The 12,607-nt window shown below is 70.4% G+C and carries 13 protein-coding genes; 7 read left to right on the top strand and 6 right to left on the bottom strand.

Annotation, left to right across the window (positions count from 1 at the left end):
* Positions 1–3: 3 nt before the first annotated feature.
* Positions 4–1,017 (bottom strand): WD40 repeat domain-containing protein, encoded by a 1,014-nt coding sequence (locus AC069R_RS20380; protein WP_478768227.1) that lies wholly within the window; start codon positions 1,015–1,017, stop codon positions 4–6.
* Positions 1,018–1,159: 142 nt separating this feature from the next.
* Between AC069R_RS20380 and AC069R_RS20375 the strand changes: the two genes are divergently transcribed.
* The 3 genes from AC069R_RS20375 (at position 1,160) to AC069R_RS20365 (ending at position 3,558) form a co-directional block, all read left to right on the top strand.
* Entirely contained in the window at positions 1,160–1,843 is a 684-nt protein-coding gene (locus tag AC069R_RS20375; protein ID WP_478768226.1) for a GDSL-type esterase/lipase family protein, read from the top strand.
* A 96-nt stretch (positions 1,844–1,939) separates the two neighbouring features.
* Positions 1,940–2,521 carry a Uma2 family endonuclease gene (locus tag AC069R_RS20370; RefSeq protein WP_478768225.1) on the top strand — a complete coding sequence of 194 codons (582 nt, stop codon included), beginning with the start codon at positions 1,940–1,942 and terminating at the stop codon, positions 2,519–2,521.
* A 44-nt stretch (positions 2,522–2,565) separates the two neighbouring features.
* Complete coding sequence (locus AC069R_RS20365) at positions 2,566–3,558, top strand: aldo/keto reductase (RefSeq protein ID WP_478768224.1); 993 nt, start codon at positions 2,566–2,568, stop codon at positions 3,556–3,558.
* 279 nt (positions 3,559–3,837) lie between these two features.
* Here AC069R_RS20365 and thpR read toward each other — a convergent pair whose 3' ends face one another.
* Positions 3,838–4,410, bottom strand: coding sequence for an RNA 2',3'-cyclic phosphodiesterase (gene thpR / locus AC069R_RS20360; protein ID WP_478768223.1), 573 nt, complete (start codon positions 4,408–4,410; stop codon positions 3,838–3,840).
* 40 nt (positions 4,411–4,450) lie between these two features.
* Between thpR and AC069R_RS20355 the strand changes: the two genes are divergently transcribed.
* Positions 4,451–4,966: a GNAT family N-acetyltransferase gene (locus AC069R_RS20355; RefSeq protein ID WP_478768222.1), complete on the top strand. Its 516-nt coding sequence runs from the start codon at positions 4,451–4,453 to the stop codon at positions 4,964–4,966.
* 84 nt (positions 4,967–5,050) lie between these two features.
* Here AC069R_RS20355 and AC069R_RS20350 read toward each other — a convergent pair whose 3' ends face one another.
* Together AC069R_RS20350 and AC069R_RS20345 are read right to left on the bottom strand one after the other, a co-directional pair.
* Positions 5,051–6,394, bottom strand: a complete 1,344-nt coding sequence (locus AC069R_RS20350) for an MFS transporter (protein ID WP_478768221.1) — start codon at positions 6,392–6,394, stop codon at positions 5,051–5,053.
* Between the two features lie 27 nt (positions 6,395–6,421).
* Entirely contained in the window at positions 6,422–6,859 is a 438-nt protein-coding gene (locus tag AC069R_RS20345; protein ID WP_037653316.1) for a MarR family winged helix-turn-helix transcriptional regulator, read from the bottom strand.
* A gap of 163 nt (positions 6,860–7,022) precedes the next feature.
* On the opposite strand from AC069R_RS20345, the gene AC069R_RS20340 reads away from it, so the two are divergent.
* On the top strand, positions 7,023–7,205 hold the full coding sequence (locus AC069R_RS20340; protein ID WP_471063933.1) for a ribbon-helix-helix protein, CopG family: 183 nt from the start codon (positions 7,023–7,025) through the stop codon (positions 7,203–7,205).
* Between the two features lie 78 nt (positions 7,206–7,283).
* Here AC069R_RS20340 and AC069R_RS20335 read toward each other — a convergent pair whose 3' ends face one another.
* Positions 7,284–8,732 (bottom strand): NCS2 family permease, encoded by a 1,449-nt coding sequence (locus AC069R_RS20335; protein WP_478768220.1) that lies wholly within the window; start codon positions 8,730–8,732, stop codon positions 7,284–7,286.
* 172 nt (positions 8,733–8,904) lie between these two features.
* Between AC069R_RS20335 and AC069R_RS20330 the strand changes: the two genes are divergently transcribed.
* Positions 8,905–9,177, top strand: a complete 273-nt coding sequence (locus AC069R_RS20330; protein WP_351866576.1) for a DUF2530 domain-containing protein — start codon at positions 8,905–8,907, stop codon at positions 9,175–9,177.
* Between the two features lie 63 nt (positions 9,178–9,240).
* Positions 9,241–11,637 (top strand): HAD-IC family P-type ATPase, encoded by a 2,397-nt coding sequence (locus AC069R_RS20325; RefSeq protein WP_478768219.1) that lies wholly within the window; start codon positions 9,241–9,243, stop codon positions 11,635–11,637.
* 22 nt (positions 11,638–11,659) lie between these two features.
* Here AC069R_RS20325 and AC069R_RS20320 read toward each other — a convergent pair whose 3' ends face one another.
* A complete protein-coding gene (locus AC069R_RS20320) occupies positions 11,660–12,580 on the bottom strand; it encodes a hypothetical protein (RefSeq protein WP_478768218.1) in 921 nt (306 codons plus the stop codon).
* Between the last annotated feature and the right edge of the window lie 27 nt (positions 12,581–12,607).

The raw sequence follows: 12,607 nt of genomic DNA, 5'->3' as shown, positions 1-12,607 counted from the left end.
CAGTCACCGGTTACGGCGGCGCCGGCGGCCCAGGGTGAACAGGCCCAGCAGCACGACCACGACACCCACCGCGCCCAGTTTGAGGCTCGACCCGCCGGTCACCGGGTTGCCCGGTGAGCCGCCCTCCCGGTCCGGGGAGGGCTTCGGGGCGTCCGGGGCGTCCTTGGCGACGACCGTGCTGTCGGCGCCCTCGCTGCTGTAGAGGAGTTTCGTGCCGTCGGCCGAGTAGGTGATGCCCTCGCCCTGGCCCTGGAGGGGGACGTCGAGCATTTCGGTGCGCTTGGGGTGGCCGTCGTTCCAGGAGTAGTAGATGCCGCCCAGGTAGCCGCGCACGGCGAAGTGGGTGCCGTCGGGCGAGAAGGTGGCGTCCGTCGCCCAGAGGTCGATGGGGGCGATCGGCCTGAAGATGTTGGCGCCGGTGGTGGAGAGGGTGGCGGGGCCCTCGTAGAGGTGGCCGCCGTCCTCCTTCTTGTCGATGATGTAGACCCGGCCCGTCTTGGGCTGGACCATCATCGACTCGGCGTTGCGCGGACCGTTGGAGTACTTCACCACGTACTGCGTCGCCGTGACCGTCTGGTCCTTGAGGACCTCCGGCTCCGGGAGGCGGTAGATCCACACATAGGGCCAGCGGCCGTCGAAGTTGTCGCCGATGTCGCCGACGTAGATCTCGTTGTGCGGCCCGATCGAGATCGCCTCGACGTCGCGCGGGGTGCCGACGCCCCGCAGGGTCACCCGCGCCACCGTCTTCCCGGTCGCGCCGTCCACGGCGTAGATGTACGGGCCGTCGCCGCTGTCGTTGTGCGTCCAGTAGATGCCGGGATGCAGATGGGAGGCGGCCAGGCCGCTGGACTCCGTGATCCGCGGGTCCGACATGGTGAACCCCTTGTCCCCGGCGCTCACGGCACTCCCGGTGCCCGCGGTGCCCGTGGCGCCCCCGGTGCCCTCCGCGGCGGACGCGGGCAGCGCGCAGGCGCCGGCGAGCAGGACGGCGGCGAGGACGGCGAACGGTCGGCGCATCCCCCAAGCCTGCCATCACCGCCCGGCGTTCACCCCTCCGGCCACCCCCGGACGCCGCACGGACGCCCCCCCGGACGCCCCGGACGCCCCACGTGGCGGGCCTCACACCCCACCCGCCGTACCGATCGTCCATGATGATCGGATGCTCAGGTTCATGCCCGTGGGCGACTCCATGACGATCGGGAGCGCGGGCGAACACACATGGCGTCACCGGCTGTGGCAGCTCCTGCGCGCTACGTACGACCCCGCCGTCACCCTCGTCGGACCGCGCGAGACGCTGTACGACAAGCAGACCGGCGCCGCGACGTCCCTCGCCTACGCCGACCCTGACTTCCCCCGCGCCCATCTCGCGGGCTGGGGCGAGGGCTGGCTGCACATGGCCCCGCTGATCGGCGACGCGATACGCGACTGCCGGCCGGACGCGCTGCTCGTCTCCCTCGGCCTCATCGACCTCGGCTTCTACACCAACGCCGAGCAGACCGCCGGGAACGTCCGCGCCTTCATCGGCGCCGCCCGCGCGGCCGACCCGCGCATCCGCATGGTCCTGCTGCCGGTGATCCCCAACGTCCGCGCCGAGTCCGACGCGCCCTTCGCCGACCAGGTCGCCCTCTTCAATGTGCTCCTCGCCAAGGCGGTCGCCGACCTGGACGAACCCCGGTCGCCGATCCTGCTGGCGTCGCCGCCGAGGTCGTACGACATCCACGCCGACACGTACGACGGCACCCACCCGAACGCGAGCGGCGAGCGGCGGATCGCGGAGGCGTTCGCGGGGGCGATGCGGGAGGCGTGGGGAATCGGGCAGGCGTACGTAGCTAGAACAGTCTGAGCGGTTTGGCCGGATTCCGGCGTCTCTTCGTCACGGTGCGTATCGTTGTACCGCGCGGCTGCCTTTGTTCGCGGGCAGCCGGGGAGGAGCGCCATGATGACCGTCCTTGAAGACAGGATCGAGGTGGCCATGGAGAACGACGAGCTGACTCTGGACAGCCTGTTCGAGTCGCTTGAGCGGATCGCCCCCGAGGGATACAAGATCGAGGTCGTCGAGGGGGCCGTCTTCATGTCGCCGCAGCGGGACACCCACTGGGAGATCATCCTGGACATCGTGGAGCAGTTGCGCGCGAAGTACCCGCGCAAGCGCGTCAAGTCGGATGTCCGCGTGGACTACCCAGGGCATCTCAACGGCTTCGCATCCGACGTCACCCTCGTGGCCGAGGACGCCGAGAAGTCACCCAGGGGCCTGTGGAGCTGCGAGGACGTCGAGTTCGTCGCCGAGGTCATCTCGAAGGGCACGGCACACAACGACTACGGCCCCAAGAAGACGGCGTACGCCACCGCCGGGGTCCCCGCCTTCCTCATCGCCGATCCGTACCAGGGCAAGTGCCATCTCTACTCCGAGCCCAAAGACGGTGAGTACCTCAGTGAACTGACGGTCGCCTTCGGAGCGGACATCGACGTGGCCACGCCCCTCGACCTCATCCTCAAGACCGCCGAATTCCCCCGTGACTGACCCGCCCTTGCCTTGAGCCCACTCCAAGCCGTTGGCTGGTGACCATGAAGTACACGCAGCTTGGACGCACAGGGCTCAAGGTCAGCCGGCTGGTTCTCGGGACGATGAACTTCGGGCCGCAGACGGACGAAGCCGGCAGCCACGCGATCATGGACGCGGCGCTGGACGCGGGCATCAACTTCTTCGACACCGCCAATGTGTACGGGTGGGGGGAGAACAAGGGCCGCACCGAGAGCATCATCGGGAACTGGTTCGCCAAGGGCGGTGACCGCCGGGACAAGGTCGTCCTCGCCACCAAGGTCTACGGCAACATGGCCGCCGACGGCGACGCCTGGCCGAACCACGACAAGCTCTCCGCGCTGAACATCCGGCGCGCGGTGGACGCCAGCCTCAAGCGGCTCCAGACCGATCACATCGACCTCTACCAGTTCCACCACATCGACCGGAACACCCCCTTCGAGGAGATCTGGCAGGCGATCGACACCCTCGTCCAGCAGGGCAAGATCCTCTACGCCGGCTCCTCCAACTTCCCCGGCTACAAGATCGCCCAGGCCAACGAGACCGCCGCCCGCCGCGGCGGCACCCTCGGCCTCGTCAGCGAGCAGTGTCTGTACAACCTCGCCGAGCGCCGCGCCGAGATGGAGGTCATCCCGGCCGCGCGGGAGTACGGCCTCGGGGTCATCCCCTGGTCCCCGCTGCACGGCGGGCTGCTCGGCGGTGTGCTCAAGAAGGAGGTGCAGGGCGGACGCCGTGCCTCCGGGCGGGCCGCCGACACCCTCGCCGACCCGGCCGCCCGCGCGCGCGTCCAGTCGTACGAGGACCTGCTTGACAAGCACGGCCTGGAACCCGGTGAGACCGCCCTGGCCTGGCTGCTCACCCGCCCCGGCGTCACCGGTCCGATCGTCGGCCCGCGTACGGCGGAGCAGCTCCAGTCGGCGGTGCGGGCGGTGGAGCTGGAGCTGAGCGACGAGCTGCTGGCCGGCCTGGACGAAATCTTCCCGGGGCCGGGCCCCTCCCCGGAGGCCTTCGCCTGGTAGACGCCCTGAGCGTCCAGGCGCCTTATAAGGTCCAGACGGCGCCTGAAGGTTCGAGCGCCGCCTGAAGGGTTCAGGCGCCGCCTGAGGGGCGGGGAATCGCGCGAGCGGCCCACGCGGCCCACGAACGGCCGCAGCCGCCGGCGAACCCGCGTCCCCCGCCCCTCAGGGCGCACGAACCAACCGCTACCTGACAGCCGCCGCCACCGCGACGACCACCAACATGAGCACAAGCGCACCGGCCATGATCCGGTTCCGGGTTTTCGGGTCCACGCATCGAGCCTAACCGGACGCCCCGCACACCCATCGCCCGACCACCTCGTACCGCGGCTGCTCCCCCGGCACCCCCGACCTCGGCAGCTCGCTGCGCACCAGCGCCAGCTCGGTCACCCGCCAGCTCCGGCCCGTGAACTCGCGCAGCAGCTCCACGTGCGGCCGTACGTCCACCTCCCCCCGGCCGCGGGCCAGCGTGAGGTGGGCCTGGTAGCGGCGGTGCTCCTCCAGCCGCAGCCCCGCCTTGCGGCCCGCCGCCTCCGCCCGGCCGGCCAGCAGGCGCAGGGCGTCCACGTCGCCCGCCGCGCCGGTCCACAGCGCGCGGCCGTGACCGAACCGGCCGCCGCCGCGCAGGGACAGCTCGAAGGGGGCGGTGTGCCGGGCCGCGCGGGCCAGGCGGGCGGACAGCTCGGGTACGAGGTCCTCGGCGACCTCGCCGTAGAAGGCGAGGGTGAGGTGCCAGCCGGGGCGGCCGGTCCAGCGCAGCCCGTCGGCGCCCGGCAGCCGCTTCAACCGGTCGACTTCCAGGGCGAGTTCGGCGGTGACGTCCTCCGGCGGCAGCACAGCGGCGAAGAGTCTCATGCCTTCACGATCCCAGAGGCACGCGGGCATGATGGCCGTCATGACGATCACCATCCGCGCGGGCGGCCCCGGCGACGTGCCGCTGATCCTGGCCATGCTGGACAGCTCGGTGGAGTGGCCGGCGGCTCAGGGGCGCACCCGGCAGTGGGGCACCGAGCCCTGGTCGGCGAATCCCGGGGCGGTGGAGACGGTACGGCGGTACGCCGCCGCGGGCACGCCGTACTTCGCCGAGGTGGACGGCGCCCCGGCCGCCACCCTCACCCTCGGCGACGCGCCCGGCGCCTATCCGGAGCCCGCGGGCGAGCCCGAGCGGTACATCCAGCTGCTCGCCTCGGACCGCCGGTTCAAGGGGCGGGGCGCCGGTGCCGCGCTGCTCGCCCACGCGGCCGAGGTGACCCGGCGGGCCGGGGCCTCGCTGCTGCGGGTGGACTGCTACGCGGGCGACGACGGCAAGCTGGTCGCCTTCTGCGAGAAGAACGGCTTCGTCCGGACCGAGGCGTTCCGCCATGGTCCGGACGAGTGGCCGGGTCAGGTACTGGCCCAGCGAGTGCGATAGTCACACTGGCACCGCGCGACACCCCGCACCGCGAAGGATCGGCACCACCAGGCACCGGCACCCTCCGGACCGCCACGGAGACGGTCACGCCGCCGTGGCGAGCTCCTTCCGCTGCCGCGGCACGAACCGCAGCCGCGGGGTGCCCCGCTCCCAGCCCACCGACAGGCGCAGACCGCCGACGCGGGCGAGGACCAGGCCGATGACACCGGCCGCGAGCGCGGAGACGACGCCGCCGAGGGCGAAGCCGACGCGGGCGCCGTAGGTGTCGGTGATCCAGCCGATGACCGGGGCGCCGAGCGGGGTGCCGCCCATGAAGACCATCATGAACAGGGACATCACCCGGCCGCGCATGGCCGGGTCGGTGGCCATCTGCACGGTGGTGTTCGCGGTCACGTTGACCGTGAGGCCGCAGATCCCGATCGGCACCATGAGCACGGCGAACAGCCAGTACGAGGGTGCCAGCGAGGCCACGATCTCCAGCGCGCCGAAGGTGAGCGCGGCGAGGATCAGCAGCCGCATCCGGGCCGAGCCGCGGCGGGCGGCCAGCAGGGCGCCGCCGAGCGAGCCCGCGGCCATCAGGGTGTTGAGGAGGCTGTAGCCGCCGGCACCGACGTGGAAGACGTTGTCGGCGAAGGCGGACAGCCACACCGGGAAGTTGAAGCCGAAGGTCCCGATGAAGCCGACGAGGACCACGGACCAGATCAGTTCCGGGCGCCCGGCGACGTACTGGAGGCCTTCCCGCAGCTGGCCCTTGCCGCGCGGGGTCCGCTTGACCGGGTACAGCTCGCGGGCGCGCATCAGGAGCAGGCCGGTGATCGGCGCGGCGAAGGACAGGCCGTTGGCGAGGAACGCCCAGCCGGTGCCCACTCCGGTGATCATGAGGCCGGCGACGGCGGGGCCGACGAGGCGCGCGGACTGGAAGTTCGCGGAGTTCAGGCTGACCGCGTTGTGCAGCTGGTCGGGGCCGACCATCTCGGAGACGAAGGACTGCCGGGCGGGGTTGTCGACCACCGTGGCGAGTCCGACGAAGAACGCGGCGAGATAGACGTGCCAGACCTGGACCTGGCCGGTGAGGGTCAGCGCGGCGAGCGCGAGACCGCTGAGCGCCATCGCGGACTGGGTGACCAGGAGCGCGGGGCGCTTGGGCAGCCGGTCGACGAGGACACCGCCGTAGAGACCGAACAGGAGCATCGGCAGGAACTGAAGGGCCGTCGTGATGCCGACGGCCGCGGAGGACCCGGTGAGGCTCAGGACGAGCCAGTCCTGGGCGATGCGCTGCATCCAGGTGCCCGTGTTGGAGACGACCTGGCCTATGAAGAAGAGGCGGTAGTTCCTGACCTTCAGCGAGCTGAACATCGAGGACTTGCGGGCGGGGGTAGTAGGGGCGGTCGGTGCGGGGGCGGAAGGTGTTCCGGATCCCGTACTCAACAGAATTCGCCTCCTCAGGCTGCTGCTTTACAGGTGTGCGAGTTTTTCCAGCACGGGGGCGGCGGCGCGCAGCTTGGCCCACTCGTCCTCGTCGAGGCCGTCGGCGAGATTCGCCAGGAACGCGTTGCGCTTGCGGCGGCTCTCCTCGAGCATCGCCTCGGCCTGCTCGGTCTGGGTGACGACCTTCTGGCGCCGGTCCTCCGGGTGCGGTTCGAGACGGACCAGTCCCTTGGCTTCGAGCAGCGCGACGATGCGGGTCATCGAGGGCGGCTGGACGTGCTCCTTTCGGGCCAGCTCGCCCGGCGTGGCCGAGCCGCAGCGGGACAGGGTGCCGAGCACCGACATCTCGGTGGGGCTCAGCGACTCGTCCACCCGCTGGTGCTTGAGCCGACGGGACAGCCGCATCACGGCGGAGCGAAGGGAGTTCACGGCGGCAGCATCGTCGCCATGGTTGAGGTCCGGCATGTCCTTAGCGTAACTCATTACTCTAACTAAAGACCACCGTGGCGCGCCGGTGTGCCCGTGATGCCCGCCACTGAAGCCCTCCGGGGCTTTCCATCACCCATATGGGTGAGCCGCTGCCGGAAAGGGACGCATCCACGGGGCGGCAGTGGCGACCCTCGTAGCCATGGGGACCACTGTGCTCAGCCTGCGGATAGACGGGGAGCTGCTGGACCGGCTCCGGCAGCACGCGGCGAAAAGGGGAATGAGCGTGCAGGACTATGTGGTCCGCACGCTCATCCGGGACGACTTCGACCAGCGGTTCCGGACCGCCGTCGAGGAGACGGAGAGGTTCTACGGCGTCACGTGAGGACGGGCGACGGGTGACGGATGTCGGGTGTCGCCCGAGGACGCCGTGGAACGGCTCAGGTCAGGCCCAAGGCCGGCATCAGGTCAGACCCAGGGCCGGCATCAGGTAGTAGAAGGCGAAGACCGCCGAGACGATGTACATCGCCACCGGGATCTCGCGGAACCGGCCCGCGGCCAGGCGCAGCACGGTGAAGGTGATGAAGCCCATGCCGATGCCGTTGGTGATCGAGTAGGTGAACGGCATCATCAGCATGGTCACGAACGCCGGGATCGCGATCGTGTAGTCGGCCCAGTCGATCTCCTTGACGGAGTTCGACAGGATCAGGAAGCCGACCGCGATCAGCGCCGGGGTGGCCGCCTGGGACGGCACCATGGTGGCGATCGGGGTGAGGAGCAGCGACACCGCGAACAGGCCGCCCGTGACCACGTTCGCCAGGCCCGTGCGGGCGCCCTCGCCGACGCCGGCCGTGGACTCCACGAAGGCGGTGGTGGCCGAGGCGGAGCTGGCACCGCCGGCCGCGACCGAGAGGCCGTCCACGAACAGCACCCGGTTGATGCCCGGCATGTAGCCCTGGGCGTCGGTCAGCTTGGCCTCGTCGCTGATGCCCATGATCGTGCCCATCGCGTCGAAGAAGCACGACAGCAGGACCGTGAAGACGAAGAGGATGCCGGTCAGCACGCCGACCTTGGAGAAGCCGCCGAACAGGCTGACCTGGCCGACCAGGCCGAAGTCCGGGGTGGAGACCGGGTTGCCGGGCCACTTCGGGACCGTCAGGCCCCAGGAGGGGATCTTGGCGACCGCGTTGATGATCATCGCGAGGACGGTCATGCCCACGATGGAGATCAGGATGGCGCCCGGCACCTTGCGCACGATCAGGGCGAAGGTGAGCAGTGCGCCCAGGATGAAGATCAGCACCGGCCAGCCGGTGAGGTGACCGCCGGTGCCCAGCTGGAGCGGGACGGTGGTCTGGGCGACGTCCGGGATGCGGCTGACGAAGCCGGAGTCCACCAGGCCGATCAGCATGATGAACAGGCCGATACCGATCGCGATCGCCTTGCGCAGCCCGAACGGCACCGCGTTCATCACGCGCTCCCGCAGCCCCGTCGCGACCAGCAGCATGACCACGAAACCGGCCAGGACGACCATGCCCATCGCGTCCGGCCAGGTCATCCGGGGCGCGAGCTGGAGGGCGACGACCGAGTTCACGCCGAGGCCGGCGGCCAGCGCGATCGGCACATTGCCGATGACGCCCATCAGCAGCGTGCTGAAGGCGGCCGACAGCGCGGTCGCCGTCACCAGCTGGGCGTTGTCCAGATGGTGCCCGTACATGTCCTTCGCGCTGCCCAGGATGATCGGGTTCAGCACGATGATGTACGCCATCGCGAAGAAGGTGGCGAAACCGCCCCGGATCTCCCGCGCGACGCTGCTGCCGCGCTCGGAGATCTTGAAGTAGCGGTCGAGGGGGCCGCCGGCGGACGCGCCCGGCTTCTCGGGGGTGGGGACCTTGGCAGGAGCCGAGGTGGACATGCGGGACCTCATCACCAGAGGGTTCCCCCGAGCCCTCCTGGAGTTTCCTACGATTAGAAGCGGTCAAAGACAAACGGTTTCAGTATGAACGTATGACTACTAGATCGCTATCTCCGCGCGTAGACCCCGCGCGGAACGGGCCGGGTTCCGATCGCCTCGTAAGCTGTCCGGCATGGCCAAGTGGATCCCCCAGCACGAGGCGCCCGAGCCCCTTGAGGGGCCCGTGGTCGCCACCATCACCGGCGGCACGATCGTCTGGTTCGTCCTGTTCCTCGTGCAGCTCCCCTTCTACGGCTGGTTCCACGACCACGGCCATCTGTGGTGGCTGTGGACCTGCCTGGCCGGGGGCGGGCTCGGGCTGATCGGCGTCTGGTACGTCCGCAAGCGGGACGCCGCGATCAAGCGGGCGGCGCGCGAGCGGCCGGAATCCACCCCCGTGGAGTAGCCGGCGGGCCGCCCGCGGAAGGCCGGGTGGGCGGGCGGGCAAAGGCCACGTACCGTCGGATACATGAGCCATATAGACGCCGGCGCCGAACTCGATCCGGTGCACCCGGTGGCCCTGCCCGCGGTCCGGGCGACGGGGCTGACCGGCGCGGAGGTCGCGGAGCGCCGGGCGCGTGGCCAGGTCAACGACATACCCGTGCGCAGCAGCCGCTCGCTCGGGGAGATCGTCCGGGCGAACGTGTTCACCCGGTTCAACGCGATCATCGGCGTGCTGTGGGTGATCACCCTGTGCGTCGCGCCGATCCAGGACGGCCTGTTCGGGTTCGTGATCCTCGCCAACACCGGCATCGGCATCGTCCAGGAGTGGCGGGCCAAGCAGACCCTGGACTCGCTCGCGGTGATCGGGGAGGCCCGGCCGACGGTGCGCCGGGACGGCGAGGCGGTGGAGATCGGCACCGACGAGATCGTGCTGGACGACCTGATCGAGATCGGGCCCGGCGACAAGGTCGTCGTGGACGGGGTGTGCGCGGAGGCCGACGGGCTGGAGATCGACGAGTCGCTGCTCACCGGTGAGGCCGATCCGGTGGTCAAACGGCCGGGCGATCCGGTGATGTCCGGCAGCTTCGTGGTCGCGGGCGGCGGCGCGTTCGCCGCGACCAAGGTGGGCCGGGAGGCCTATGCCGTGCGGCTCGCCGAGGAGGCGTCGCGCTTCACGCTCGTCCACTCCGAGCTGCGCACCGGCATCTCCACGATCCTCAAATACGTCACCTGGATGATGGTCCCGGCCGCGATCGGCCTGGTCGTCACGCAGCTCGTGGTGAAGAACGACGACCTCAAGGGCGCGGTCGCCCGCACCGTCGGCGGCATCGTGCCGATGGTCCCGGAGGGCCTGGTGCTGCTCACCTCCGTGGCCTTCGCGATCGGCGTGATCCGGCTCGGCCGCAAGCAGTGCCTGGTGCAGGAGCTGCCCGCCATAGAGGGGCTGGCCCGCGTGGACACCGTCTGCCTGGACAAGACCGGCACGCTCACCGAGGGCGGCATGGACGTCACCGAGCTGCGCCCCCTGAACGGCGCGGAGGAGTCGTACGTGCGCAAGGTGCTCGGCGCTCTCGGCGAGTCCGATCCCCGGCCCAACGCCTCGCTCCAGGCGATCATCGACGCCTACCCGGACAGCGAGGAGTGGCGCTGCGTGGAGTCGCTGCCCTTCTCCTCGGCGCGCAAGTACAGCGGGGCCGCGTTCAGCGAGGGCGACGGGGAGACCAGCACCTGGCTGCTGGGCGCCCCGGACGTGCTGCTCGGCGCCGGCGATCCGGCGCTCGCGGAGACCGAGCGGCTCAACGAGCAGGGGCTGCGGGTGCTGCTGCTGGCGCGGGCGCGCCGGGACCTGGACGACCCGGCGCCGGCCGAGGGCGCCCGCCCCACCGCCCTGGTCGTCCTCGAACAGAGGCTGCGCCCGGACGCGGCCGACACCCTGCGCTACTTCGCGGAGCAGCGGGTGGCGGCCAAGGTCATCTCCGGTGACAACGCGGTCTCGGTCGGCGCGGTCGCGGCCAAGCTGGGCCTGGACGGGACGGCGACGGACGCGCGGCGGCTGCCCGAGGACAGGGCGGAGATGGCGCGGGAGCTGGAGGGGGGCACCGTCTTCGGCCGGGTCACCCCGCAGCAGAAGCGGGACATGGTGGGCGCGCTCCAGTCGCGCGGGCACACGGTGGCGATGACCGGCGACGGTGTGAACGACGTGCTCGCCCTGAAGGACGCCGACATCGGCGTGGCCATGGGCTCGGGCTCGGAGGCGACCCGTGCGGTGGCGCAGATCGTGCTGCTGGACAACAGCTTCGCGAGCCTGCCGTCGGTGGTCGGCGAGGGCCGCCGGGTGATCGGCAACATCACGCGGGTGGCGACGCTGTTCCTGGTGAAGACGGTCTACTCGGTGCTGCTCGCGGTGCTGGTGGTGTGCTGGCGGGTGGAGTACCCGTTCCTGCCGCGCCATCTGACCCTGCTGTCCACGCTCACCATCGGCGTCCCGGCCTTCTTCCTGGCGCTGGCGCCCAACAACGAGCGGGCCAGACCGCACTTCGTGCGGCAGGTGATGCGGTACTCGATTCCGGGCGGCGTGGTGGCCGGCGTGGCGACCTTCGTGATGTATCTGATCGCCCGGCACTCCTACACGGGGTCCGGCCGGCTGGCGGCGGAGACCAGTGCGGCCACGCTGACGCTGTTCCTGGTCTCCATGTGGGTGCTGGCGATCATCGCCCGGCCCTACACGTGGTGGCGGGTGGCGCTGGTGGCCTCGATGGCGGTGGCGTTCCTGCTGGTGCTGGTGGTGCCCGCGCTCTCGGACTTCTTCGCGGTCCGGCTGGTGGGGCTCGCCATGCCGTGGACGGCGGTGGGGGTGGCGATGGTGGCGGCGGCCGCCCTGGAGTTCCTGTGGAAATGGGTCGACCGCCGCTTCCCCGGCTAGCGGGGCTCACTCACCCGACTGCTTACTTCACGTCGACGTAGTCACCCGTGGCGGTGGTGGCCGGGGTGGTCGTGGTGCCCGCGAAGGCGTAGCGGAAGTAGCCGTCGACCGTTGCGGTGGTCGTGGTCTTCAGGGTGCCCGTGGAGCTGGTCTTGACGGTCTTCAGCGTGGTGTAGGTGCTGGAGCCGCTCTTGCGGAACTGGAGCTTGACCGGCTGGTTGGCGTAGCCGTGGTACTTGCCGTCCTCCCAGTCCGCGCGGGCCAGCTTGCCGGTGACGGTGACGGTCTTGCCCTTCTTCACCGGCTCCGGGGCGGCGTCGGTGTTCAGCGTCGCCCAGCGCTGGAGGTTGAAGGAGTTGGTCGGGTCCTTGACGGCCACGCCCACCTTGGTCATGTCGGCCGGCTTGGTGGGGTTCTGGCCGTTGAAGGCGACGGCGTAGGCGGCGGCCTTCCAGGCGCCGGCGTCCTCGCTGAGCAGCTCGCTGGGGTCGATGGCCACGGTGGTCTTGCAGGAGGCCACCGTCTTGGAGGTGTCCGTGCAGGTGGAGACCGCGCTGTCGAAGTAGAAGATCGAGTCGTCGAAGGAGGTGCCGCGGTACAGCTCGACGGCCGCGACGAAGTCCTTGGCGTGGATGTTGACCTCGGTGCCGTGGGTCAGCGTGAAGGAGACGGGCACCTTGACGACGTTGGTGGTGCCGGCCGCGATGTTCTTTCCGTTGTTCACCTTCACGGCGGAGAAGGTGGCGTTCAGCTTGTAGGGCGTGCCCGAGGCGGCGACGGCGAAGGTCGAGCGGCCCCGGGGGTGCTGGGCGGCGTGGGCGACCTTGCTCGCGGAGTTCTCCGCGGGCACCCGCTCCTGCCCGGCGGCGTGCGCCGCGGGCAGGGCGAGGGCGGAGAGGGCCAGGGCGCCGGAGACGGCGGCCACGGTGGCACGAAGACGCATGTGCGGTTCCCCTGCGTACGAAGTAGA

It is taken from the genome of Streptomyces sp. NPDC043952, from assembly GCF_056435325.1.
The sequence above is the reverse complement of the archived record's forward strand: the minus strand, read 5'-3'. Positions and strand labels throughout refer to the sequence as shown.